General features: G+C 61.4%; 24 protein-coding genes. 15 read left to right on the top strand and 9 right to left on the bottom strand.

Annotation, left to right across the window (positions count from 1 at the left end):
- The first annotated feature begins 1 nt into the window (after position 1).
- The 5 genes from tusC to GWQ44_RS11520 all read left to right on the top strand — a co-directional run bounded on the left by tusC (position 2) and on the right by GWQ44_RS11520 (position 3,080).
- On the top strand, positions 2 to 364 hold the full coding sequence (gene tusC / locus GWQ44_RS11500; protein ID WP_199010638.1) for a sulfurtransferase complex subunit TusC: 363 nt from the start codon (positions 2 to 4) through the stop codon (positions 362 to 364).
- Complete coding sequence (tusB, locus tag GWQ44_RS11505; RefSeq protein WP_275927375.1) at positions 364 to 660, top strand: sulfurtransferase complex subunit TusB; 297 nt, start codon at positions 364 to 366, stop codon at positions 658 to 660. Before tusC ends, tusB begins: the two co-directional genes overlap by 1 nt.
- Positions 657 to 992 carry a TusE/DsrC/DsvC family sulfur relay protein gene (locus GWQ44_RS11510; RefSeq protein ID WP_016966956.1) on the top strand — a complete coding sequence of 112 codons (336 nt, stop codon included), beginning with the start codon at positions 657 to 659 and terminating at the stop codon, positions 990 to 992. The genes tusB and GWQ44_RS11510 overlap by 4 nt, the downstream gene beginning before the upstream one ends.
- On the top strand, positions 989 to 1,990 hold the full coding sequence (locus tag GWQ44_RS11515) for a glycosyl transferase family protein (RefSeq protein WP_275927376.1): 1,002 nt from the start codon (positions 989 to 991) through the stop codon (positions 1,988 to 1,990). Before GWQ44_RS11510 ends, GWQ44_RS11515 begins: the two co-directional genes overlap by 4 nt.
- 88 nt (positions 1,991 to 2,078) lie before the next feature.
- Entirely contained in the window at positions 2,079 to 3,080 is a 1,002-nt protein-coding gene (locus GWQ44_RS11520; protein ID WP_275927377.1) for a glutathione S-transferase family protein, read from the top strand.
- 67 nt (positions 3,081 to 3,147) lie between these two features.
- On the opposite strand, the gene cysG is transcribed toward GWQ44_RS11520, so the two are convergent.
- The 6 genes from cysG to GWQ44_RS11550 all read right to left on the bottom strand — a co-directional run bounded on the left by cysG (position 3,148) and on the right by GWQ44_RS11550 (position 10,670).
- Complete coding sequence (gene cysG, locus GWQ44_RS11525) at positions 3,148 to 4,542, bottom strand: siroheme synthase CysG (RefSeq protein ID WP_275927378.1); 1,395 nt, start codon at positions 4,540 to 4,542, stop codon at positions 3,148 to 3,150.
- Positions 4,543 to 5,823, bottom strand: coding sequence for a serine--tRNA ligase (serS, locus tag GWQ44_RS11530; protein ID WP_016966952.1), 1,281 nt, complete (start codon positions 5,821 to 5,823; stop codon positions 4,543 to 4,545). It lies immediately after the preceding gene.
- Positions 5,824 to 5,839: 16 nt separating this feature from the next.
- Complete coding sequence (gene crcB, locus GWQ44_RS11535) at positions 5,840 to 6,214, bottom strand: fluoride efflux transporter CrcB (protein ID WP_041119048.1); 375 nt, start codon at positions 6,212 to 6,214, stop codon at positions 5,840 to 5,842.
- Complete coding sequence (locus tag GWQ44_RS11540; RefSeq protein ID WP_047305310.1) at positions 6,211 to 7,536, bottom strand: replication-associated recombination protein A; 1,326 nt, start codon at positions 7,534 to 7,536, stop codon at positions 6,211 to 6,213. Before GWQ44_RS11540 ends, crcB begins: the two co-directional genes overlap by 4 nt.
- A 33-nt stretch (positions 7,537 to 7,569) precedes the next feature.
- A complete protein-coding gene (lolA, locus tag GWQ44_RS11545; protein ID WP_011062167.1) occupies positions 7,570 to 8,193 on the bottom strand; it encodes an outer membrane lipoprotein chaperone LolA in 624 nt (207 codons plus the stop codon).
- A gap of 68 nt (positions 8,194 to 8,261) precedes the next feature.
- A complete protein-coding gene (locus GWQ44_RS11550) occupies positions 8,262 to 10,670 on the bottom strand; it encodes a DNA translocase FtsK (protein WP_060840121.1) in 2,409 nt (802 codons plus the stop codon).
- 296 nt (positions 10,671 to 10,966) lie between these two features.
- Between GWQ44_RS11550 and trxB the strand changes: the two genes are divergently transcribed.
- The 4 genes from trxB to infA all read left to right on the top strand — a co-directional run bounded on the left by trxB (position 10,967) and on the right by infA (position 13,755).
- Positions 10,967 to 11,917: a thioredoxin-disulfide reductase gene (gene trxB, locus GWQ44_RS11555; RefSeq protein WP_275927379.1), complete on the top strand. Its 951-nt coding sequence runs from the start codon at positions 10,967 to 10,969 to the stop codon at positions 11,915 to 11,917.
- Between the two features lie 72 nt (positions 11,918 to 11,989).
- Positions 11,990 to 12,670, top strand: a complete 681-nt coding sequence (aat, locus tag GWQ44_RS11560; RefSeq protein ID WP_253164787.1) for a leucyl/phenylalanyl-tRNA--protein transferase — start codon at positions 11,990 to 11,992, stop codon at positions 12,668 to 12,670.
- A 58-nt stretch (positions 12,671 to 12,728) separates the two neighbouring features.
- Positions 12,729 to 13,436 (top strand): arginyltransferase, encoded by a 708-nt coding sequence (locus tag GWQ44_RS11565; RefSeq protein ID WP_016964812.1) that lies wholly within the window; start codon positions 12,729 to 12,731, stop codon positions 13,434 to 13,436.
- A gap of 100 nt (positions 13,437 to 13,536) precedes the next feature.
- Complete coding sequence (infA, locus tag GWQ44_RS11570) at positions 13,537 to 13,755, top strand: translation initiation factor IF-1 (RefSeq protein WP_002553999.1); 219 nt, start codon at positions 13,537 to 13,539, stop codon at positions 13,753 to 13,755.
- Between the two features lie 126 nt (positions 13,756 to 13,881).
- Here the strand turns inward: infA and clpA are convergent, their stop codons facing one another.
- Together clpA and clpS are read right to left on the bottom strand one after the other, a co-directional pair.
- Entirely contained in the window at positions 13,882 to 16,152 is a 2,271-nt protein-coding gene (gene clpA / locus GWQ44_RS11575; protein WP_016964813.1) for an ATP-dependent Clp protease ATP-binding subunit ClpA, read from the bottom strand.
- Between the two features lie 29 nt (positions 16,153 to 16,181).
- Entirely contained in the window at positions 16,182 to 16,544 is a 363-nt protein-coding gene (gene clpS / locus GWQ44_RS11580; protein ID WP_011062173.1) for an ATP-dependent Clp protease adapter ClpS, read from the bottom strand.
- Between the two features lie 224 nt (positions 16,545 to 16,768).
- Here clpS and cspD point away from each other — a divergent pair, with 224 nt between their 5' ends.
- Positions 16,769 to 17,026, top strand: coding sequence for a cold shock domain-containing protein CspD (gene cspD / locus GWQ44_RS11585; protein WP_016964814.1), 258 nt, complete (start codon positions 16,769 to 16,771; stop codon positions 17,024 to 17,026).
- Between the two features lie 79 nt (positions 17,027 to 17,105).
- Here cspD and icd read toward each other — a convergent pair whose 3' ends face one another.
- On the bottom strand, positions 17,106 to 18,362 hold the full coding sequence (gene icd / locus GWQ44_RS11590) for an NADP-dependent isocitrate dehydrogenase (protein ID WP_016964815.1): 1,257 nt from the start codon (positions 18,360 to 18,362) through the stop codon (positions 17,106 to 17,108).
- A gap of 505 nt (positions 18,363 to 18,867) precedes the next feature.
- On the opposite strand from icd, the gene GWQ44_RS11595 reads away from it, so the two are divergent.
- From GWQ44_RS11595 to purB, 5 genes are all read left to right on the top strand, one after another.
- Positions 18,868 to 21,093 carry an NADP-dependent isocitrate dehydrogenase gene (locus GWQ44_RS11595; RefSeq protein WP_275927380.1) on the top strand — a complete coding sequence of 742 codons (2,226 nt, stop codon included), beginning with the start codon at positions 18,868 to 18,870 and terminating at the stop codon, positions 21,091 to 21,093.
- A 162-nt stretch (positions 21,094 to 21,255) separates the two neighbouring features.
- The gene (locus GWQ44_RS11600) at positions 21,256 to 21,702 is read left to right on the top strand and encodes an NUDIX hydrolase (protein WP_047305314.1); all 447 of its coding nucleotides are present in this window, start codon (positions 21,256 to 21,258) and stop codon (positions 21,700 to 21,702) included.
- A 71-nt stretch (positions 21,703 to 21,773) separates the two neighbouring features.
- Positions 21,774 to 22,907 (top strand): tRNA 2-thiouridine(34) synthase MnmA, encoded by a 1,134-nt coding sequence (mnmA, locus tag GWQ44_RS11605; RefSeq protein WP_275927381.1) that lies wholly within the window; start codon positions 21,774 to 21,776, stop codon positions 22,905 to 22,907.
- Positions 22,904 to 23,527 carry a high frequency lysogenization protein HflD gene (hflD, locus tag GWQ44_RS11610; RefSeq protein ID WP_011062179.1) on the top strand — a complete coding sequence of 208 codons (624 nt, stop codon included), beginning with the start codon at positions 22,904 to 22,906 and terminating at the stop codon, positions 23,525 to 23,527. The genes mnmA and hflD overlap by 4 nt, the downstream gene beginning before the upstream one ends.
- A 119-nt stretch (positions 23,528 to 23,646) precedes the next feature.
- Positions 23,647 to 25,017 (top strand): adenylosuccinate lyase, encoded by a 1,371-nt coding sequence (purB, locus tag GWQ44_RS11615; RefSeq protein ID WP_016964773.1) that lies wholly within the window; start codon positions 23,647 to 23,649, stop codon positions 25,015 to 25,017.
- The last annotated feature ends 32 nt before the right edge of the window (positions 25,018 to 25,049 follow it).

Below are 25,049 nucleotides of genomic sequence, written 5' to 3' on the forward strand. Positions count from 1 at the left end.
GATGGCCAAATCCCTGTTGTTGATCAGCCGTCAGGCGCCCTGGTCCGGCCCTGGTGCCCGGGAGGCCCTGGACATCGTCCTGGCCGGCGGCGCCTTCGACCTGCCTATCGGCCTGCTGTTTCTCGACGATGGCGTGCTGCAACTGGCGCCGGGGCAAAAGGCTCCCTTGCTGCGCCAGAAAGACCTGAGCGCCAACCTCCAGGCGCTGGCGCTGTTCGGCGTCGACGAACTGTTTGCCTGCAGCGCCAGCCTCGCGGCTCGCGGCCTCGACCCGGCGGCCTTGAACCTTGACGCGGTACAGCTGCTCAACGCCCCGGAACTGGCCGGGATCATCGACCGTTTTGACCAGGTGATTACCCTCTGATGTCGACCTTGCATGTGTTGTCCCACTCGCCCTTCACCGACACCCGCCTGAGCAGTTGCCTGCGCCTGCTGGGCAGCGCCGACGGCCTGCTGCTGTGCGGCGACGCCGCCTACGCCCTGCAACCCAACACGGCGGTTTACAACGAACTGGGCGCCCGCAGCGACCTGAAGCTGTACGTGCTGGAAGAGGACTTGCAAGCCCGGGGCCTGGCGCTGCCGGCCTGGGCCCGCGCCGTGGATTACCCGGGCTTCGTCGAACTGTCGATTGAGCATGACAAGGTCAACACCTGGCTATGAGTACCCTGACTGTGGGCGCTCGCGCCATCGAACTGGACAAGGACGGTTACCTGGTCAACCTTGACGACTGGTCCGCCGACGTGGCCCAAGCCCTGGCCGCCAACGAAGAGCTGGAGCTGAGCGCGGAACACTGGGAAATCCTCGAACTGCTGCAGGGCTTCTATAAAGAGTTCCAGCTGTCCCCAGCCACCCGCCCGCTGATCAAGTACACCGCCCTCAAGCTGGGCCCGGACAAGGGCAACAGCCTGCACCTGAACCGACTGTTCAAAGGCACTCCCGCCAAACTTGCCGCCAAGCTGGCGGGCCTGCCAAAGCCGACCAATTGCCTATGAACGATTTCGCCCCTCTGCTCACCCATACCCCGGAAGAACACCCTTTTGCCCAGTTCGTGCGGATTCTCGGCAAGGGCAAGCGCGGCGCGCGCAACCTGACTCGCGAGGAAGCCCGGGAAGCCATGGGCATGCTGCTGGACGACAAGGTTGAGGACACCCAGCTGGGCGCCTTCCTCATGCTGCTGCGGCACAAGGAAGAAAGCCCGGAAGAGCTGGCGGGCTTCACCGAAGCCCTGCGCGAACGCCTCAACGCCCCCGAGATCGCCCTGGACCTCGACTGGCCGACCTACGCCGGCAAGAAGCGCCACCTGCCCTGGTACCTGCTGGCGGCCAAGTGCCTGGCGCAGAACGGCGTGCGCATCCTGCTGCACGGCGGCGGCGCCCATACCGCCGGGCGCCTGTACACCGAACAATTGCTGGAGCCTCTGGGGATTCCCCTGTGCCGTGACTGGCACGCGGTGAGCCATGCCCTGGACCAGGGCAACCTGGCCTTCATGCCCCTGGGCGACTGGGCGCCGCAACTGCAGCGCATGATCGATTTGCGCAACATCCTCGGCCTGCGCTCGCCGATCCACTCCCTGGCGCGCCTGCTCAATCCCCTGGGCGCCCGTTGCGGCCTGCAGAGCATCTTCCACCCCGGTTACCAGGCAGTGCACCGCGATGCCAGCGGCCTGCTGGGGGACAACGTCATCGTGATCAAGGGCGATGGCGGCGAGATCGAGATCAACCCGGACACCACCAGCCATCTGTACGGCAGCACCGGCGGCGTCAGTTGGGATGAAGAGTGGCCGGCACTGTCGGCCCAGCGCCATGTGAAACCGGCCAGCCTGGAACCCGAGCACCTCAAGGCACTGTGGCGCGGTGATGTTGAGGACAGTTACCCGCAACTGGCCCTGCTGGCGACCATGGCCCTGGCCTTGCGCGGTTTGGGCACGCCGCGGGAGCAGGCCTTCGCGCTGGCCCAGCAGTACTGGGATGCCAGGGACAGATCGATTTAATCGATCAAAACCGCCCACGCTTTGCGCTTTTTGTTCGAACCCAGGGGCATAGACTGCACTCCAACGCGAAATAGCTGAGGAGCATTCCATGGGACTGCTGATCGATGGGCGCTGGCATGACCAGTGGTACGAAAGCGGCAAGGACGGCGCCTTCCAACGGGAACAGGCGCAACGCCGCCACTGGGTCACCGCCGATGGCAGTCCCGGCCCCAGTGGCGAAGGCGGCTTTGCCGCCGCGGCCGGGCGCTATCACCTGTATGTCTCCCTGGCCTGCCCCTGGGCCCACCGCACGCTGATCCTGCGCAAGCTCAAGGGCCTGGAACCGCTGATCGACGTCTCGGTGGTCAGTTGGCTGATGCGCGAGCACGGCTGGACCTTCGACAGCGCCTTCGGCTCCAGCGGTGATGCGCTGGATCACTTTGATTTCATGCACCAGCGTTATACCGCCGACAGCGCCGACTACACCGGTCGCGTCACCGTGCCGGTGCTGTGGGACAAGCAGCAACAGCGCATCGTCAGCAACGAGTCGGCGGAGATCATCCGCATGTTCAACAGCGCCTTTGACGGCCTGACCGGCAATGACCTGGATTTTTATCCGCAGCCATTGCGCGCACGCATCGATGAACTCAACGCACGCATCTACCCCGCGCTGAACAATGGCGTGTACCGCGCCGGGTTTGCCACTTCACAACAGGCCTATGAGACGGCGTTCGATGATGTCTTCGCCGAGCTGGACGCCCTGGAGGCGTTGCTGGACAAGCAGCGCTACCTGGCCGGCGAGTACCTGACCGAAGCCGATGTGCGGCTGTTCACCACGCTGATCCGTTTCGATGCGGTGTACCACGGCCACTTCAAGTGCAACCTGCGGCGGATTGCCGATTACCCGAACCTGTCGAACTGGCTGCGGGAGCTGTACCAGTGGCCGGGGATTGCCGAGACGGTGGATTTCGCCCATATCAAGGGGCACTACTACGCCAGCCACAGCACCATCAATCCGACCGGGATCGTGCCGAAGGGACCGCAGCAGGACTTCAGCCGCGCACATGACCGGCAGCGGTTGAGTGGGCAAGGGGTTTGGTGCAGGGATTGAAGACGCTTTCGCTGGCAAGCCAGCTCCTACGCAGATCGTGTAGGAGTCGGCTTGCCGGCGAAGCTTTTCAGACCTTGGACTGAGCGCCTTCGAACCAGGCCAGCTTCTCGCGCAGCTGAACCACTTCGCCAACGATCACCAGGGTCGGCGCGTGCACTTCGTGCTCGGCCACCAGCGTCGGCAGGTTGGCCAGGGTGCCAGTGAAGACTCGCTGGTTGCTGGTGGTGCCCTGCTGAACCAGCGCCGCCGGCGTGTCGGCGCTGCGACCGTGCTTGATCAGTTGCTCGCAGATGGTCGGCAAGCCCACCAGGCCCATGTAGAACACCAGGGTCTGGGCCGGCGCTACCAGGTCACTCCAGGGCAGGTTGCTGGTGCCGTCCTTGAGATGCCCGGTGACAAAGCGCACCGACTGCGCGTAGTCGCGGTGAGTCAGGGGAATCCCGGCATAGGCCGAGCAACCACTGGCCGCGGTAATCCCCGGCACCACCTGGAATGGAATGCCGTGGGCCGCCAGTTCTTCGATCTCTTCGCCGCCCCGGCCAAAGATGAACGGATCGCCACCCTTGAGCCGCACCACGCGCTTGCCTTGCCGGGCCAGGTTCACCAGTTGCTGGTTGATCTGCTCCTGCGGCACGGCGTGATTGGCGCGGCGCTTGCCAACGTAGATGCGCTCGGCATCGCGGCGGCACAGGTCGAGAATCGCCGGTGCCACCAGACGGTCGTAGAGCACCACGTCGGCCTGTTGCATCAGGCGCAGGGCGCGGAAGGTCAACAGGTCCGGATCACCCGGGCCCGCGCCCACCAGATACACCTCGCCCGCCGCTTGAGGCGCCTTGCCGGCAATCTTGGCCTGCAACAGACGCTCGGCTTCCGCGCCCTGCCCCGCCAGTTGGCGATCGGCGATAGGGCCCTGAAACACGTCTTCCCAAAACGCCCGGCGCTGCTGCACATCCGGAAACAGGCCTTTGACCTGAGCGCGGAATCGCGCCGCCAAGCCGGCCAACTGGCCGTAGCTGGAAGGAATCCAGGTTTCCAGCTTGGCCCGGATCAACCGCGCCAGCACCGGCGCATCGCCGCCGCTGGACACCGCGATGACCAGCGGCGAACGGTCGACGATGGCCGGGAAGATCACGCTGCACAGGGCCGGCGCGTCCACCACGTTGACCGGGACGCAACGCCGATGGGCATCGGCGGAAACCTGGGCATTGAGGGATTCGTCGTCGGTGGCGGCGATGATCAGGGTACAGCCGTCGAGATCGGCCTCGACATACCCGCGCAGCCGGGACTCGCCGCCGCTGGCGACGATCAGTTCCTGCAATTGCGCTTCTATTTCAGGTGCGACCACTCGCAGCTGCGCACCGGCATCGGCCAGCAGACGGGATTTGCGCAAGGCAATCTCCCCTCCACCGACCACCAACACACGACTGCCGCGAAGGTTGTGAAACAGCGGCAGATATTCCATTTAGCCGATGACCTCAAGGCCGCCCATGTAAGGCTTCAGCACGTCCGGCACGCGGATCGAACCGTCGGCCTGCTGGTAGTTCTCCAGCACCGCCACCAGGGTACGGCCCACGGCCAGGCCGGAACCGTTGAGGGTGTGCACCAGCTCCGGCTTGCCGGTTTCCGGGTTACGGAAACGCGCCTGCATGCGCCGGGCCTGGAAGTCGCCGCAGTTGGAGCACGAGGAGATCTCGCGGTATTTGTCCTGGCTCGGCACCCAGACCTCCAGGTCGTAGGTCTTGATCGCGCCAAAGCCCATGTCGCCGGTGCACAGGGCCAGTACGCGGTACGGCAGTTGCAGCAGTTGCAGGACCTTTTCGGCGTTGGCGGTCAGGCTTTCCAGGGCTTCCATGGAAGTCGACGGCTCGACCACCTGGACCATCTCGACCTTGTCGAACTGGTGCTGGCGGATCATGCCGCGGGTGTCGCGGCCCGAAGCACCGGCTTCACTGCGGAAGCACGGGGTGTGAGCGACGAACTTCAGCGGCAGCTGCTTCGGATCGAGGATCTCGCCAGCCACGATGTTGGTCAGCGACACTTCAGCGGTCGGGATCAGGTACAGATCGGCCTCGCCTTCGCGAGTGATCTTGAACAGGTCTTCCTCGAACTTCGGCAACTGGCCGGTGCCCATCAGCGCCGGAGCCTGCACCAGGTATGGGGTGTAGGCTTCTTCGTAACCGTGCTCGCTGGTGTGCAGGTTGATCATGAACTGCGCCAGGGCGCGGTGCAGGCGGGCGATCGGGCCGCGCAGCAGGGCAAAGCGCGCGCCGGAGAGCTTGGCGGCGGTTTCAAAGTCCAGCCAGCCGTGGGTTTCGCCCAGGGCCACGTGGTCCTTGATCGGGAAGTCGAAGGTGGTCGGGGTGCCCCAACGACGCACTTCAACGTTGCCGTCTTCGTCTTCACCCACCGGCACCGACTCGTGAGGCAGGTTTGGAATACCGAACAGGATCGAATCCAGTTCGCTCTGGATGCTTTCCAGCTCGGCCTTGCCGGTGCTCAGCTCGTTCCCCATGCGCTCAACGTCGGCCATCAGCGGGGCGATGTCTTCGCCGCGCTGCTTGGCCTGGCCGATGGACTTGGAGCGCGCGTTACGTTCAGCCTGCAGTTGCTCGGTGCGGGTCTGCACGGTCTTGCGCTGTTCTTCCAGCGCTTCGATGCGTGCCACATCCAGGGCAAAGCCGCGGGATGCCAGACGATCCGCTACGTCCTGAAGGTTGCTACGTAACAGTTTGGAATCGAGCATGTCGTTCTCTCGTTTATCAAAGTTTGGTCAAGGACAGGCCGGCCCAGGTAGCAAGCAGCCCGCCGAATACGCTCAGTGCCGCATAGCCCAGGGCCAGCGCCACTTGTCCGCTTTCCAGCAGACGCACGGTATCCAGTGAAAAGGATGAAAAAGTCGTCAGGCCACCGAGGAAGCCCACTATCAAACCGGCACGCACTTCGATCGGCACTTCCGGACGGACCAGGAACAGTCCGTACAACACGCCGATCAGCAGGCAGCCCACGATATTAACGGCCAGCGTCGCGGTATAGAAGTGCCGCGGCCAATTGGCGTTGATCCAGTTGCCGGTGGTGAAGCGCAACAGGGTGCCGGCCACGCCGCCGGCGGAGACTGCAAGGATCAGGGGGATCAAGGTTTTCTCCGCTGCAGGGGGCTGGCCCGGTCCAGGGCGGCCAGGTGCTTGAGCTTCTCGCCGATCTTCAGCTCCAGGCCACGGGGCACCGGCTGGTAGAGCGGCAAGGGCTCCAGTTCTTCGGGGAAATAGTCTTCACCGGCGGCGTAGGCATCCGGCTCGTCGTGGGCGTAGCGGTATTCGTCGCCGTAGCCCAGTTGCTTCATCAGCTTGGTCGGGGCATTGCGCAGGTGGATCGGCACTTCCAGCGAGCCGTGCTCGGCAGCGGCGCGCATGGCGGCCTTGAAGCCCATGTACACCGCGTTGCTCTTCGGCGCACAGGCCAGATAGGTGATGGCCTGGGCCACTGCCAGCTCGCCTTCGGGGCTGCCCAGGCGCTCCTGCACATCCCAGGCCGCCAGACACAGGCTCAAAGCCCGCGGGTCGGCGTTGCCGATGTCTTCGCTGGCCATGCGCACCACGCGCCGGGCCAGATACAGCGGGTCGCAACCGCCATCAAGCATGCGTGCAAACCAGTACAGGGCGCCGTCGGGGTTGGAGCCGCGCACCGACTTGTGCAAGGCGGAAATCTGGTCATAGAACGCCTCGCCGCCCTTGTCGAAACGCCGACGGGTGTCGCCCAGCAGGCTTTGCAGCAGATCGACGCCAATCTCGCCGCCGTCTTCGGCCAGGTCCGAGGCGTTTTCCAGCAGGTTGAGCATGCGCCGGCCATCGCCATCGGCCGCCGACAGCAGCATCTGGAAGCCTTCATCGCTCAGGCGCAACTGGCGCTTGCCCAGCCCACGCTCTTCAGTCAGGGCGCGCTGGACCAGAGTGCCCAGGGCCGTTTCATCCAGGCTCTTGAGCACATAGACCCGGGCCCGGGACAGCAGCGCATTGTTGAGTTCGAAGGACGGGTTTTCCGTGGTGGCGCCGATAAAGATCAGCGTGCCGTCTTCCACATAAGGCAGGAAGGCATCCTGCTGGGACTTGTTGAAGCGGTGCACTTCGTCGACGAAAAGGATGGTCCGCCGCCCGTATTGCCCAGCCTGCTGCTTGGCGATTTCCACCGCCTGGCGGATCTCCTTGACCCCGGCCAGCACCGCCGAGACGGTTTCAAAGTGAGCATCGGAGACTTCCGCCAGCAGCCGCGCCAGGGTGGTCTTGCCCACTCCCGGTGGGCCCCAAAAGATCATCGAATGCAGGGCGCCCTGCTCCAGAGCCTCGCGCAGCGGCTTGCCCCGTGCCAGCAGGTGCTGCTGACCGACGTATTCGTCCAGGTTGGTGGCACGCAAGCGGGCGGCCAGTGGCTGGGCGATCGGGGCACTACGAAACAGGTCCATGGACTACCTTCGAAACCTTGCGGTTGCGGCTGCTTACTCTTGGATCACATCGGCACCCTTGGGGATGTCGAACTTGAACTTGGACGCCGGGATCGCTTCGTTGGCCTTGACCCCGGTGAACAAGATATTGGTGCGCTGGCCGACGCTGTCGATCAACTGCATGTCGTTGATCATGCCGTTGCGAAACGACAGGCGCAGGCTGTCGAACAGGGTGTCGCGGGTTTTCGGCTTGAGGGTGAAATCCATCACGCCACCGGCCTCCTTGGAGGTGATGTCGAAGCTTTCGCTGATCTTCGACACGTCACCGGAGAGCAACAGGGCCGGGGTCTGGGTCAGGCGCTGATCGAGCTTCTTGATGGTCACTTGCTCCAGGTCCGGGTCCCACAGGGAGACTTTCTGGCCGTCGGAAACCATCAATTGCTCTTGCGGCGCATCGGTGTGCCAGTAGAACAGGCCTGGGCGCTGCAGGGACATCTCGCCGGCGGTTTCCTGCAACTGGGTGCCGCTGCCGTCGAGGGTCAGCTGGGAGAAACGTGCGGTCAGGGTCTGGGACTTTTCCAGCAACTGGGTCAGGCGCGCCACGTCTTTGGGGTCGGCGTGGGCCGACAAGGTGGTCACAGCCAATACCGGCAGCAGCAACATGCGAATCAGGCGCATGGAATTCCTCATTAATTGGATGGGTATACGAGCGGCGTAGCATCACGCCGCTGCAAGCGAAACAGGGATCAGTCGCGCATCGGGCCCGGCGCCAGCACTTCGCGGGAGCCGTTGGTGTTCATCGCCGTCACCACCCCGGCCATTTCCATGGCCTCGATCATCCGGGCGGCACGGTTGTAGCCAATCTTCAGCTTGCGCTGTACCGCCGAGATCGAGGCCCGGCGGCTTTCCAGGACGAACTGCACGGCTTCGTCGTAGAGCGCGTCGGCTTCCGGATCATCGCCGTCGCCACCGCCGCTGCTGCCTTCGAAACCGCTACCCGCCTCTTCGACACCGTTGAGGATGTCGTCGTTGTATTCCGGCGCACCGCGCAGCTTCCAGGCTTCCACCACGCGATGCACTTCATCGTCGGAGACGAAGGCGCCGTGGACGCGGATCGGCAGGCTGGTGCCCGGCGGCATGTAGAGCATGTCACCGTGGCCCAGCAGTTGTTCGGCGCCGCCCTGGTCGATGATGGTCCGCGAGTCGATCTTGCTCGACACCTGGAACGCCATGCGGGTCGGGATGTTGGCCTTGATCAGGCCGGTGATCACGTCCACCGACGGCCGCTGGGTGGCGAGAATCAGGTGGATACCGGCGGCCCGGGCCTTCTGGGCGATACGCGCGATCAGCTCTTCGACCTTCTTGCCGACGATCATCATCATGTCGGCGAATTCGTCCACCACCACCACGATGGTCGGCAGCTTGGTCAGCAGCGGCGCTTCGTCGTGGATGCTTTCGCGGTTGTACAGCGGGTCCGCCAGCGGGGTACCGGCGTCAATCGCTTCCTTGACCTTGGCATTGAAGCCCGAAAGGTTGCGCACGCCCATCTTGGCCATGAGCTTGTAGCGCCGCTCCATCTCCGCCACGCTCCAGCGCAGGGCGTTGGCCGCGTCCTTCATGTCGGTGACCACAGGGCACAGCAAGTGCGGAATGCCTTCGTAGATCGACAGTTCGAGCATCTTCGGGTCGATCATGATCAGCTTGGCGTCTTCCGGGCCGGACTTGAACAGGATCGACAGGATCATCGCGTTGACCCCCACCGACTTACCGGAACCGGTGGTACCGGCCACCAGCAGGTGAGGCATTTTCGCCAGGTCGGTGATGATCGGCTTGCCGCCGATATCGTGACCCAGGGCCAGGGTGACCGGGGATTTGAAGTTGTCGTATTCCGGGGTCGAGAGCACTTCGGAGAAGCGCACGATCTGCCGGTCTTCGTTGGGGATCTCGATGCCCACGGTGGTCTTGCCGGGAATCACTTCCACCACCCGCACGCTGGTCACGGCCAGGGAGCGGGCCAGGTCCTTGGCCAGGTTGGCGATACGACTGACCTTGACCCCCGCCGCCGGCTGGATTTCGTAACGGGTAATCACCGGGCCCGGGTGGATCGAGTCCACCGCGACCTCGACGCCGAATTCCTTGAGCTTGATTTCCAGCAGGTGACCGACGGCAGCCAGGGATTCCGGCGAATAATTGAGCTGTTTCTTTTCTGCCGGATCGAGAATCGAGATCGGCGGCAAAGTGCCTTCCACCGCGCTGTCGACGAACAGCGGCGCCTGCTTCTCTTTCTGCACGCGCTTGCTGGGCTCGGGCGGCTTGACGGCCACTGGAGTGATGACCGGCGGCACCTGCTTCTCACGCTCGGACATGTGCTTGCTCAAAGCCTGCTCGCGCTCGATCAGGCGCTCCTTGACCTTGGCCTGCTCGCGTTTGTCGGCAATATTCGGTGTCACGACTTCATCGACCCGCGCATCCACCTCGCGCAGTTGCGCCACCAGTTGCTTGCGCTCCACGCGGGCATCCCACCAGCGATTGGCCGCGCCCTGGAACAGCTCGAACAGATCAAGAGTGATCTTGCCGGTGACGTCCATGACCTTGAACCAGGACAGGTCGGTGAACACCGTCAGGCCGAACAGGAACAGGGCAATGAACATCAGGGTACTGCCCTGCACGTTCAGGGCATTCTTGGCCAGGTCACCCAGGCTTTCGCCCAGGGCACCACCGGCACCGGCCGGCAGGCCGGTGGGCGCATGAAAATGGATATGGGCCAGCGCTGCGCCGGACAGCACCAGGAACACCAGGCCGATCAGCCGCCAGGAAAACAGCCAGCCGCTCCACTGCCAGGGTTCATGGCGTTGACGGAAGATCTGATAGGTCTTGATCGCCAACAACAGCGGGAAGATATAAGCGAAGTAACCCAACACCATAAACAGGATATCGGCGCTGTAAGAACCGGCGGGACCGCCGAAGTTCTGCACATCTTCGATCTTGCTGTTATGACTCCAGCCCGGATCATCTTTCCCATAGGTCAGAAGTGCCATCATCAAGAACAGGCACAGGGCTCCAATGGCGATCAATGCACCTTCCTTGAGCCGGTAGTGCAATTGCTGACGCCAGAGCGGAACAACAGGTTTAGGTGCTGCGGTGGATTTCTTCAAAACGCGTCTTTTCCTGCGCCATAGGCGCGTCCAACGGGTGATTGACTAGCAAGATACTGCTCAATCCGAGCAGGTAAATAAAGTTGACCGGCGTAACTGGGGCTACTTTTAACACTCTGCCCCTTGCTTCTGAAACGGTGCAATTCTGAATAAGCCTGGTACATCGTCGTATTGTACGGGTTTGTTCACACCATGCCACGTCAGAACAGTCTGTTAAGCATAGCCAATTGCGTAATACGCACTGTTCAATTGGAGCATGCATTCTCTTTTGTGACAAAGGCTTATGAGGTGTTTTTATGAACCAAGCGAAGCATTCACGCCTGATCATTCTGGGCTCCGGCCCTGCCGGTTACAGCGCCGCGGTCTACGCCGCCCGTGCCAACCTCAAACCCACGGTCATCACCGGACTGCAAGCCGGCGGGCAACTGACCACCACCACCGAAGTGGACAACTGGCCCGGCGATGTCGAGGGCCTGACCGGGCCGGTATTGATGGAGCGCATGCAGCGGCACGCCGAACGCTTCGACACCCAGATCGTCTATGACCACATTCATACCGCTCAGTTGCAGCAGCGCCCCTTTATCCTCATCGGCGACAGTGGCACCTACAGTTGCGACGCACTGATCATCGCCACCGGCGCGTCGGCGCAGTACTTGGGCCTGCCATCGGAAGAAGCGTTTGCCGGCAAAGGGGTTTCCGCCTGCGCCACCTGCGACGACTTCTTCTATCGCAATCAAGTGGTGGCAGTGGTGGGTGGCGGCAATACCGCCGTGGAAGAGGCCCTGTACCTGTCCAACATCGCCAAGGAAGTGCACCTGGTGCACCGCCGCGACAAGCTTCGCGCGGAGAAGATCCTTCAGGACAAACTGTTCGACAAGGCCGCCAACGGCAATATTCGCCTGCACTGGAACCAGCATCTGCAAGAAGTGCTGGGGGATGCCAGCGGCGTGACCGGTGCCCGCCTGCAGGACAGCCACAGCGGAGCCACCAAGGACCTGGCGTTGGCCGGGGTGTTTATCGCCATCGGCCACAAGCCCAATACCGACCTGTTCCAGGGGCAACTGGAGATGCGTGACGGCTACCTGCTGGTCAAGGGCGGCAGCGAAGGCGACGCCACCGCTACTGGCATCCAGGGAGTATTCGCCGCCGGCGATGTGGCCGATCACGTCTACCGCCAAGCCATTACTTCTGCGGGAGCTGGCTGCATGGCAGCCCTGGATGCGGAAAAATTCCTCGACGACCACTAACCCCTCGCCCTACGCTTGTGGCGGGTCAGCACTGACCCGCCACCGCCCTCCCCTGCCACAAGTCTGGATGCCATGCTGACCTGGTTACAACGCAACAACCTTGCCTTCCCCCCACTGGAAAAAGCCATGCGCGAGCCCAACGGACTGCTGGCTGCGGGGGGTGATCTATCGCCCGACCGCCTGGTCCAGGCCTATCGCCATGGCTGCTTCCCCTGGTTCTCTGAAGGCCAGCCCATCCTCTGGTGGTCTCCCGATCCGCGCACCGTACTCTTCCCCGATGAGCTGCACATATCCCGCAGCCTGGGCAAGCTGCTGCGCAAACAGCGCTATGAAGTGACCTTCGACCAGGATTTCGCTGCCGTGATCAGCGCCTGCGCAGCCCCACGCGCTTACGCCGACGGCACCTGGATCAGCGAGGCCATGCAGCAGGCCTATCTGCAATTGCACCAACGCGGCCACGCTCATTCGGTGGAAGTCTGGGATGAGGGTGAGTTGGTAGGCGGCCTTTATGGCTTGGCCATGGGCCAACTGTTTTTTGGCGAGTCGATGTTCAGCCGCGCCGACAACGCTTCAAAATTCGGTTTCGCGATCCTGGTGCAGCATCTGAAGGCGTGGGGCTTTGTGCTGATCGACTGCCAGATGCCCACCGAGCATCTGCACAGCCTGGGGGCTAGATCCATCACCCGAGCGGAATTTGCCGACTACCTCAAGCAGCACCTGGATCAGCCTAGCCGCGCCATATGGGTTTCCTAGGCGGGTTTGACGGCAGTGGCTTACACTTAATTTCAAAGCTTATTCCGAGGGTTGACTCATGACCGAGTTGGCGCGCCTGAAGTTTTATGCCACTCAACCCCATTCTTGCAGCTACCTGCCCGACGAACAGGCCACTACCTTGTTCCTCGATCCCAGCCAGCCCATGGACGTGCATGTTTATGCGGATCTGTCGGAAATGGGCTTTCGCCGCAGTGGTGATCACCTGTACCGGCCTCATTGCCAAAATTGCAACGCTTGTGTGCCGGCGCGCATCCCCGTGGCCCAGTTCCTGCCCAACCGCCAACAAAGACGCATCCTCAAACGCAACAGCGACCTGAAGGTACAAGCGAGCAAACCGGCGTTCAGCGAAGAATATTTCGAGCTGTATCAACGCTATATCGAGCAACGCCACGCCGATGGCGACATGTTCCCCCCCAGCCGCGACCAGTTCTCGACCTTTCTGGTACGGGATCTGCCCTTCTCACGTTTCTATGAGTTCCGCCTGGAGGGTCGCCTGCTGGCAGTAGCGGTTACCGATCTGCTGCCCAATGGCCTTTCTGCGGTCTACACCTTTTATGAACCCGACGAAGAACACCGCAGCCTGGGGCGTTATGCGATTCTCTGGCAAATCGGCGAAACCCTGCGCCAGGGCCTGGATGCGGTCTATCTCGGGTACTGGATCAAAAACTGCAAAAAAATGAGCTACAAGACCCAATACCGCCCCATAGAGCTACTGGTTAACCAGAGATGGGTGATCCTCAACTAGAAGGTCTTGGCTTAAACCCCACTTTTCGGGCACAATGCACGCCGCTTTTGCCTGGCGCAGTTGCACCGGGCCATTCATTGGATACCGAGGGCTTTACTGCATGTCGAAAGAAGACAGCTTCGAAATGGAAGGCACTGTCGTCGACACCCTGCCCAACACCATGTTTCGTGTGGAGTTGGAAAATGGGCACGTCGTAACCGCGCATATTTCCGGCAAGATGCGCAAGAACTACATTCGTATTCTTACCGGTGACAAAGTGCGCGTCGAGCTGACGCCCTATGACTTGAGCAAAGGTCGGATCACTTACCGCGCTCGCTAAACAAGTCAATACAAGACGCCCGGTTATGCCGGGCGTTTTTGTTCGTCTGCAAAAAACTTTTCAAACTCCAGATAGCACAAAGGCACCCTCCGGTGCCTTTGGCGGTACTGCTGCGTTATGCGGCTATCAAGCCATTTCCGCCGTGGTTTCGAAATCGAAGGTCAACTCGCCATCCTTGATGTCGATGTGCACCACACCGCCATGGTCGGACAATTCGCCAAACAGGATCTCCTCGGCCAGGGGACGCTTGATCTTGTCCTGGATCAAACGCGCCATCGGCCGCGCGCCCATCGTCACGTCGTAACCACCGGCAGCCAGCCAGCTGCGAGCGGCATCGGTCACTTCCAGCTGCACGCGCTTGTCTTCCAGTTGCGCTTGAAGCTCGGTAAGGAACTTGTCCACCACGCTCTTGATCACTTCATGACTCAGGCGACCGAACTGGATAATGGTGTCCAGACGGTTGCGGAACTCCGGCGTGAAGCTCTTCTTGATCACTTCCATGGCATCGGAAGAGTGATCCTGATGAGTGAAACCTATGGAGGCTCGCGCCGCGGTTTCAGCACCGGCGTTGGTGGTCATGATGAGGATGACATTGCGGAAATCCGCCTTGCGCCCGTTGTTGTCGGTCAGGGTGCCGTGATCCATCACCTGCAGCAGCAGGTTGAAGACTTCCGGATGAGCCTTCTCGATTTCATCGAGCAGCAACACGCAATGTGGCTGCTTGGTGATTGCCTCGGTCAGCAAGCCACCCTGGTCGAAACCGACATAGCCGGGAGGCGCACCAATCAGGCGCGAAACAGTGTGCCGCTCCATGTACTCGGACATGTCGAAGCGCACCAGCTCGATACCCATGGCCTTGGCCAGTTGCCGGGCCGCCTCGGTCTTGCCGACACCGGTAGGACCGGCGAACAGGAAGGAACCGACTGGCTTGTCCGGCGATTTCAGGCCGGCACGGGACAGCTTGATCGCCGTCGACAGCGAATCAATCGCCGCATCCTGACCGAACACCGTCAACTTGAGATCGCGCTCAAGGTTGCGCAGCAGCTCCTTATCGGAGCTGGTGACATGCTTTGGTGGAATACGGGCAATTTTCGCCACGATATCTTCAACCTGGGCCACTTCGATGCGCTTCACACGTCTGTCGACTGGCTGCAGACGCTGATAGGCACCCGCCTCATCGATTACATCGATGGCCTTGTCAGGCATATGCCGGTCATTGATGTAGCGCGAGGCCAGTTCCGCAGCGGCACGCAGCGCCTCATCACTGTATTCGATACTGTGATGCTGCTCGAAACGCCCCTTGAGACCGCGCAGGATACCGATGGTGTCTTCAACCGAAGGCTCGGACACATCGACTTTCTGGAAGCGCCGCGCCAGGGCGCGATCCTTCTCGAAAATTCCACGAAACTCCTGGAACGTGGTCGAACCAATGCAGCGGATGTCGCCCGAGGACAGCAGCGGCTTGAGCAGGTTCGAGGCATCCATCACGCCACCGGACGCCGCACCAGCGCCGATGATGGTATGGATTTCATCGATGAACAGGATCGCCTGAGGACGTTTTTTCAACTCGCTCAGCAGCGCCTTGAAGCGCTTCTCGAAGTCGCCGCGGTATTTGGTACCGGCCAGCAATGCCCCCAGATCCAGGGAGTAGACCACGCTGTTGGTCAGCAGGTCCGGCACTTGATTGTCGACGATACGCTTGGCCAGGCCTTCGGCAATCGCCGTCTTGCCCACGCCCGCCTCACCCACCAGCAACGGGTTGTTCTTGCGCCGACGAGCCAGGATCTGGGCTACACGCTCCACCTCCTGCTCACGCCCTACCAGCGGATCAATGCGCCCCTGACGGGCCAGCTCATTGAGATTGCTGGCATAGGCATCCAGAGGATTGCTCGAAGAAGACGACTCACCACCCTCTTCATCCTGCATATCCTGTTCACCTTCAGAATGATCGCCATGCCCGGGCACCTTGGAGATACCGTGAGCAATGTAATTGACCACATCGATACGGGCGACACTCTGCTGCTTGAGCAGGAACACCGCCTGACTCTCTTGCTCACTGAAGATAGCTACCAGCACATTGGCGCCAGTGACTTCACGCTTGCCCGAGCTCTGTACGTGAAAGACAGCACGTTGCAGCACACGCTGGAAACCCAGAGTCGGCTGAGTCTCGCGATCCTCGTCATGTACCGGGATCAGCGGCGTGGTGGAGTCGATGAACTCCTGCAGGTCGTGCTTGAGTTTGTCGAGGTTTGCTCCGCAGGCACGTAAAACGGTGGCGGCGGCCTCATTATCCAAAAGAGCCAACAGAAGGTGCTCGACGGTCATGAATTCATGACGCTTCGAACGGGCCTCCTTGAAGGCGAGATTGAGGGTGACTTCGAGCTCGCGGTTTAACATAGCTTCACCTCATACCCAAGTGGTCGGCGTTAACCGTCCTTCTCGATTTCACAGAGTAGCGGATGCTGGCTTTCCCGGGCGTACTGGTTGACCTGCATGGCCTTTGTCTCGGCGATGTCGCGGGTAAACAATCCACACACTGCCCGCCCTTCTGTATGGACGGCCAGCATGACCTTGGTCGCCAGCTCGCGATTCAGGTTAAAAAACATCTCGAGCACTTCGACGACGAAATCCATCGGGGTGTAGTCATCGTTGAACAAAACCACCTTGTACATCGGCGGCGCCTGTAATGCAGGCTTAGCTTCCTGTACAGCCAAGCCAGCGGAATCGTCGTCGTGCAAGTCCGGGCGATCCTGATTGAATGTTAGTCGAATCTGGCTGATTGCATGCATGGAAAGAAAGGTTCGTCAGTTGTGCAAATACAGTGGTGGGGGCGCTCTGGATGGAATTCAACTCCGACCGCCGGGTCACCTTGACTATCGGCAAAACGGTGTTACAACCAATAGGGCCCACATTGGGTAATAAACGTCCGCGGCGTCAACCTTTTTACCAAGCTTGGCGGCGGATGAACTGGATGATACTCCAGTGATGGAGTCTGTTGCAGAGGGATATGAGTATGGCTAGCGGTAAGGTCAAGTGGTTCAACAATGCCAAGGGTTATGGCTTTATTAATGAGGAGGGCAAGACGGATGATCTGTTTGCCCATTACTCGGCCATCGAGATGGATGGCTACAAGACCTTGAAAGCCGGACAGGCGGTGAGCTTCGAGATCATCCAGGGCCCCAAGGGCCTGCATGCGGTCAAAATCAGCGCCTTGAAGGTGCCCGGTGAAATCATCCCCGCCGAGGCACAACCTGAAAGCGCCTTGAGCTGATATACCCAACATCCAGTCATGAAAAAACCGGCCGACTCAAGGGATTGAGTCGGCCGGTTTGCTTTGTGCGCGGCTGCGCTTACATGTGCGAGATCAACGCATCACCGAATGCCGAGGAGGACAGCAGGGTTGCACCCTCCATCAGACGCTCGAAGTCATAGGTCACAGTCTTGGCCGAGATCGCGCCGTTGGTGCCCTTGATGATCAGGTCAGCCGCCTCGGTCCAGCCCATGTGACGCAGCATCATCTCCGCAGAGAGAATCAGCGAGCCCGGGTTGACCTGGTCCTTGCCGGCATACTTGGGCGCGGTACCGTGGGTTGCCTCGAACATGGCCACGGTGTCGGACAGGTTGGCACCTGGAGCGATACCGATACCGCCCACTTCCGCCGCCAAGGCGTCGGACAGGTAGTCGCCGTTGAGGTTGAGGGTGGCGATCACATCGTATTCAGCCGGGCGCAACAGGATCTGCTGGAGCATGGCGTCGGCGATGGCGTCCTTGACGATGACGTTCTTGCCGGTTTTCGGGTTCTTGAACTGCATCCAAGGGCCGCCATCCAGCAGTGTTGCGCCGAACTCTTCGGCCGCCACTTCATAGGCCCATTCCTTGAAGGCACCTTCGGTGAACTTCATGATGTTGCCCTTGTGGACGATGGTCAGCGAGTCGCGGTCGTTATCCACTACATATTGCAGCGCCTTGCGCGCCAGACGCTTGGTGCCCTGCAGGGAAACCGGCTTGACGCCGATGCCGCAGTTTTCGTCGAAACGGATCTTGGTAACGCCCATTTCTTCTTTAAGGAACTTGATGACCTTGGTGGCTTCTGCCGAACCGGCCTTCCACTCGATGCCGGCATAAATGTCTTCGGAGTTTTCACGGAAGATGGTCATGTCCACATCGCCTGGTTTTTTCACCGGGCTGGGCACGCCTTCGAACCAACGCACCGGGCGCAGGCACACATACAGGTCCAACTGTTGACGCAGGGCCACGTTCAGGGAACGGATGCCGCCGCCAACCGGAGTGGTCAGCGGGCCCTTGATGGAAACCACGTAATCCTTCACCGCGTCCAGGGTTTCCTGAGGAAGCCAGGTGTCCTGGTCGTACACTTGAGTCGCTTTTTCCCCGGCATACACTTCCATCCAGGAAATCTTGCGTTCGCCGCCGTAAGCCTTCTTAACCGCAGCATCGACAACCTTGATCATGACCGGGCTGATATCAACACCAATACCGTCGCCTTCGATGAAAGGAATAATCGGGTTGTTAGGAACATTGAGAGAATGGTCTGCGTTGACGGTGATTTTGTCGCCGACTGCTGGAACCTGAATCTTCTTGTATCCCATGCTGAACTCCGTTGTGTGGATTGAACATCTGGCTGCGTTCGAGCGTAACCCAGTTGAATCTGGACGGGAACCTCATGTTCCACCCATCTGCCGTGAAAGCTTTACGGTTCGCGGCCTACAAGCCTGAATGCAAAGGGAAAAGTGCCAAACTCGAGCACAGCCAGCGACTCTACGCCTGCACCCCACCTGCGACCTTTAGACCAATGGACGAGCACCGGTACCTATGAAGCACCGGCGCTTTGCTAGCTACCTATGTATAATGCCGCCGCTGACCACAGAGTCACGACGGCCGAACGCTCTGCTACCGAAGAAAACAAGCCGAGACTGGCCGCCCAAAGCCGGGTTGTTACCGCAGCCCACCCGCTTGACGCTCGACTGATGCACCCAACATCACCGCGAAGAAACCTCGACATTCGGCTCATGGATGACCTTTGAACGAAAGCGCTTACCCGGCGCACCTCGAGTTTCTGCGCACGCTTTAGCAAAGAAGAGAGTTAATCCGAATATGCCCACCCGCTCGAAGATCATCTACACCTTCACCGACGAAGCCCCGGCCCTCGCCACCTATTCCCTGCTGCCTATCGTAGAAGCCTTCACCGCTTCGGCTGATATCGCCGTGGAAACCCGCGACATCTCCCTGGCCGGCCGCATCCTCGCCAGCTTCCCTGAGCAGTTGGGTGCCAAAGCGGTACCGGACCACCTCGCCGAACTGGGCGAACTGGCGGTCACCCCGGAAGCCAACATCATCAAGCTGCCGAACATCAGCGCCTCGGTACCGCAGCTGCAGGCCGCGATCAAGGAACTGCAGGCCCAGGGCTACGCCCTGCCGGACTACCCGGAAACCGTGACCTGCGACGCCGACAAAGACGCCAAGGCGCGTTACGACAAGGTCAAGGGCAGCGCCGTGAACCCGGTTCTGCGTGAAGGCAACTCCGACCGCCGCGCTCCGCTGTCGGTGAAGAACTACGCGCGCAAGCACCCGCACAAGATGGGCGCCTGGGCCAAAGACTCCAAGTCCCACGTTGCCCACATGAGCAACGGCGACTTCTACGGCAGCGAAAAAGCCGCCCTGATCGAAGCCGCAGACAGCGTCAAGATCGAGCTGATCGCCCAGGACGGCACTGCCACCGTCCTGAAGGAAAAGACCACCGTGCAAGCCGGTGAGATCCTCGACTGCGCCGTGATGAGCAAAAAGGCCCTGCGCGCCTTCGTCGCCGCTGAAATCGAAGACGCCAAGAAGCAAGGCGTACTGCTGTCGGTGCACCTCAAAGCCACCATGATGAAAGTCTCCGACCCGATCATGTTCGGCCAGATCGTTGCCGAGTTCTATCAGGACGCCCTGAGCAAGCACGCCGCCGTCCTGCAAGAAATCGGTTTCAACCTGAACAACGGTATCGGCGACCTGTACGCCCGCATCAAGGCCCTGCCAGCCGAGCAGCAAGCTGCGATCGAGGCCGACATCCAGGCCGTCTACGCTGCCCGCCCTGCCCTGGCCATGGTCAACTCCGACAAAGGCATCACCAACCTGCACGTGCCGAGCGACGTGATCGTCGACGCCTCGATGCCGGCCATGATCCGTGACTCCGGCAAGATGTGGGGCACCGACGGCCAGCTGCACGACACCAAGGCCGTGATCCCGGACCGTTGCTACGCCACCATCTACCAGGCCGTGATCGAAGACTGCAAAGCCAACGGCGCGTTCGATCCAACCACCATGGGCAGCGTGCCGAACGTTGGCCTGATGGCGAAAAAAGCCGAAGAGTACGGCTCCCACGACAAAACCTTCGAAATCAAGGCTGACGGCGTGGTTCGCGTGACCGACAGCAAAGGCAGCCTGCTGCTGGAGCAGAAAGTCGAAGCCGGCGACATCTTCCGCATGTGCCAGACCAAGGACGCGCCGATCCAGGACTGGGTCAAGCTGGCCGTCAACCGTGCCCGCGCCAGCAGCACCCCAGCGATCTTCTGGCTGGACCCAATGCGTGCCCACGACGGCGTGATGATCGAGAAAGTTCAGGCCTACCTGAAGGATCACGACACCAGCGACCTGGACATCCGCATCATGTCCCCGGTCGAAGCCATGAAGTTCACCCTGGCCCGCACCCGCGACGGCAAGGACACCATCTCGGTGACCGGCAACGTCCTGCGCGATTACCTGACCGACCTGTTCCCGATCATGGAACTGGGCACCAGCGCCAAGATGCTGTCGATCGTGCCGCTGATGAACGGTGGCGGCCTGTTCGAAACCGGCGCCGGCGGTTCGGCTCCGAAGCACGTGCAACAGCTGCTGGAAGAGAACTTCCTGCGTTGGGACTCCCTGGGTGAGTTCCTGGCCCTGGCCGCTTCCCTGGAGCATCTGGGCAACACCTACAACAACCCGAAAGCCCTGGTACTGGCCAAGACCCTGGACCAGGCTACCGGTCAGTTCCTCGACAACAACAAGTCGCCATCGCGCAAGGTCGGCAACATCGACAACCGCGGCAGCCACTTCTACCTGGCGCTGTACTGGGCACAAGCCCTGGCCGCCCAGACCGAGGACGCTGCCCTGCAAGCGCAGTTCAGCCCTCTGGCCAAGACCCTGACCGAGAACGAAGCGACCATCGTCGCCGAGCTCAACGCCGTACAGGGCAAGCCCGTGGACATCGGTGGCTACTACAGCGCCAACCCTGAGCTGGTGAGCCAGGCCATGCGCCCGAGCGCCACCCTCAACGCGGCCATTGCTGCGCTGGTGTAAGCACGAGCGAACACACAAACCCCGGCCCCGCGCCGGGGTTTGTGCTTCTGGATGGCGCAGGAGCCGGCTGGCCGGCGAAATGCACCCACGCCAAACAGGCGGTACTCGCTTCGCCGGCAAGCCGGCTCCTACAATGCTGCCCCCTTATAAAGGAGTGCCTTTATGGAATGGCAACCTCATATCACTGTCGCCACCATCGTCGAGGATCAGGGGCGCTTTCTGTTCGTCGAGGAGTACTCGGGCGAACAAGCCGTGCTCAACCAGCCTGCCGGACACCTGGATGCCAATGAGAGCCTGCTCCAGGCGGCCATCCGCGAAACCCTGGAGGAAACCGGCTGGGACGTGGAGCTGACCGGCGTGGTCGGCATCTACCTCTATACCGCCCCCAGCAATGGTGTGACCTACCAACGCGTGTGCTTTGCCGCCAAGCCGCTGCACCACCGTCTGGACTATCAGCTGGACGATGGCATCATCGGCCCGCGCTGGCTGACCCGCGACGAGTTGCTGGAACAGCGAGCCAATTGGCGCAGCGAGCTGATCCTGCAGTGCCTGGACGATTACCTGGACGGCCAGTTGCACAGCCTGGCGCTGATCCGACCCATGCTTTAACCGCAGTTTTAGCCTTGCAGGCCTCAGCCTGTTAGAATCGCGTCCTTTTTCAAGACACCCGTTGAATTCCTATGCGTGATCCAGCCTCTTCTGACACCCAAAAGAAACGCGTCATTGTCGGCATGTCCGGCGGCGTGGATTCTTCCGTTTCCGCCCTCCTGCTGATGGAACAGGGATACCAGGTAGAAGGCCTGTTCATGAAGAACTGGGAGGAAGACGACGGCACCGAATACTGCACCGCCATGGATGACCTGGCCGACGCCCAGGCCGTGTGCGACAAGCTGGGCATCAAGCTGCACACCGCCAACTTCGCCGCCGAGTACTGGGACAACGTGTTCGAACACTTCCTGGCCGAATACAAGGCCGGTCGCACGCCGAACCCGGACATCCTGTGCAACCGCGAAATCAAGTTCAAGGCCTTCCTCGACTACGCCATGATGCTCGGCGCCGACCTGATCGCCACCGGCCACTATGTACGCCGTCGCGACATCGACGGCCGCACCGAACTGCTCAAGGGCCTGGACCCGAACAAGGACCAGAGCTACTTCCTGCATGCCGTCGGCGGCGAACAGATCGCCAAGACCCTGTTCCCGGTAGGCGAGCTGGAAAAACCCGAAGTGCGCGCCATTGCCGAGAAACACGACCTGGCCACGGCGAAGAAGAAAGACTCCACCGGCATCTGCTTTATCGGTGAGCGGCGTTTCAGCGACTTCCTCAAGCAGTACCTGCCGGCCCAGCCCGGCGAGATCAAGACCACCGAAGGTGAAGTCATCGGCCGCCACCACGGCCTGATGTACCACACCATTGGCCAGCGCCAGGGCCTGGGCATCGGCGGCCTGAAAGACGCCGGCGAAGAGCCGTGGTACGTGCTGATCAAGGACCTGGAGCACAACGAGCTGATCGTGGGCCAGGGCAACGACCATCCGTGGCTGTTCTCCCGCGCCCTGCTGGCTTCCGACATCTATTGGGTCAACCCCATCGACCTGAGCCAGCCACGGCGCCTGACCGCCAAGGTGCGCTACCGCCAGAGCGACCAGCCCTGCACCCTGGAAAAAACTGCTGACGGCTACCGCGCTACCTTCGATGACCCGCAGCGCGCCGTCACTCCCGGCCAGTCCGTGGTGTTCTACGACGGTGACATCTGCCTTGGCGGTGGCGTGATCGAAGTGGCCGAACCCTGGAGCAGCAAGGACGTTCGCCCATGAGCCCGATTCAGGAGCAACTGACGGCGCTGGGCGGTGTATTCCTCGCAGCGGTGCTGGTGGACCGCATCGCCAAGACCGGCCAGGTCAGCGAAGCGGCCCTGAGCTGCATGCTCGGCAGCCTGCTGATCCGTGATCCGAAGGACACCCTGGAAGTCTATGGCGGCGACGACATCAACCTGCGCGAAGGCTATCGCGCTCTGATCGGCGCCCTGGAACGCGACCCCAGCACCCTGCAACGCGAGCCACTGCGCTACGCCTTGTCGATGCTTGGCCTGGAACGCCAGCTGGCCAAGCGCGACGACCTGCTGGAAACCATCGGCAAGCGCCTGCCGCAGATCCAGTCCCAGGTCGAACACTTCGGCCCGGCCCACGAAAACGTGATTGCCGCGTGCGGCGGGCTGTACCAGGACACCCTGAGCACCCTGCGCCAACGCATCCAGGTGCATGGCGACATGCGCAACCTGCAGCAGCCGAGCAATGCCTCGAAGATTCGCGCACTGTTGCTGGCTGGCATCCGCTCGGCGCGGCTGTGGCGCCAGCTGGGCGGCCATCGCTGGCAGCTGGTAATCAGCCGGCGCAAATTGCTCAAAGAACTCTATCCATTGATGCGCAGCAGCTGAGCTGCGCCTGATTTTTCAAGAGCTGCGCGTAAGACGCTGGTCAGTTGGCAACGGACCGGCGGATATTTTCATGTATCATACGCGCCCCATTTCGTTGCCCGACTGTCCGAGAACACCCCATGCAGCTCTCTTCGCTCACTGCGGTTTCCCCTGTTGACGGCCGCTACGCCGGCAAAACCCAGGCCCTGCGCCCCATTTTCAGCGAATACGGCCTGATCCGTGCTCGCGTCCTCGTTGAAGTGCGCTGGCTCCAGCGCCTGGCCGCCCACAGCGCCATCAGCGAAGTGCCGGCGTTCTCCGCCGAAGCCAACGCCGTCCTCAATGCCCTGGCGGAGAACTTCTCCCTGGAGCACGCCGAGCGCGTCAAAGAGATCGAGCGCACCACCAACCACGACGTCAAGGCCATCGAGTACCTGCTCAAGGAACAAGCCGCCAAGCTGCCTGAGCTGGCCAACGTCAGCGAGTTCATCCACTTCGCCTGCACCAGCGAGGACATCAACAACCTGTCCCACGCCCTGATGCTGCGCGAAGGCCGTGATGAAGTGATGCTGCCGCTGATGCGCCAGACCGCCAACGCCATCCGCGAACTGGCGATCCGCTTCGCCGAAGTGCCGATGCTGTCGCGCACCCACGGTCAGCCGGCCTCGCCGACCACCCTGGGCAAAGAGCTGGCCAACGTGGTGTACCGCCTGGAGCGCCAGATCGCCCAGGTCGCCGCCGTGCCGCTGCTGGGCAAGATCAACGGCGCCGTGGGCAACTACAACGCCCACCTGTCGGCCTACCCGGACATCGACTGGGAAGCCAACGCCCGCGCCTTCATCGAAGACGAGCTGGGCCTGGCCTTCAACCCCTACACCACGCAGATCGAGCCGCACGACTACATCGCCGAGCTGTTCGACGCCATCGCCCGCTTCAACACCATCCTGATCGACTTCGATCGCGATATCTGGGGCTACATCTCCCTGGGCTACTTCAAGCAGCGCACCATTGCCGGCGAAATCGGTTCCTCGACCATGCCGCACAAGGTCAACCCGATCGACTTCGAAAACTCCGAAGGCAACCTGGGGATCGCCAACGCCCTGTTCCAGCACCTGGCGAGCAAGCTGCCGATTTCCCGCTGGCAGCGTGACCTGACCGACTCCACCGTGCTGCGCAACCTGGGCGTGGGCTTTGCCCACAGCGTGATCGCCTACGAAGCCAGCCTCAAAGGCATCAGCAAGCTGGAGCTCAACGCTTCGAAGATCGCTGAAGACCTGGACGCTTGCTGGGAAGTGCTGGCCGAGCCGATCCAGACCGTGATGCGTCGCTACAACATCGAAAATCCTTACGAAAAGCTCAAGGAACTGACCCGCGGCAAGGGCATCAGCCCAGAAGCGCTGCAGACTTTCATCGACGGGCTGGACATGCCCGCCGCGGCCAAGGCCGAGCTCAAGCAGCTCACCCCAGCCAGCTACATCGGTAATGCCGCGGCCCAGGCCAAGCGCATCTGACCGACTGCTCGACCTTTTGACGCCCGGCCGCG

Origin of the sequence: Pseudomonas sp. 3MA1 (assembly GCF_029237275.1) — a bacterium.
GTDB lineage: Bacteria > Pseudomonadota > Gammaproteobacteria > Pseudomonadales > Pseudomonadaceae > Aquipseudomonas > Aquipseudomonas fluorescens_AP.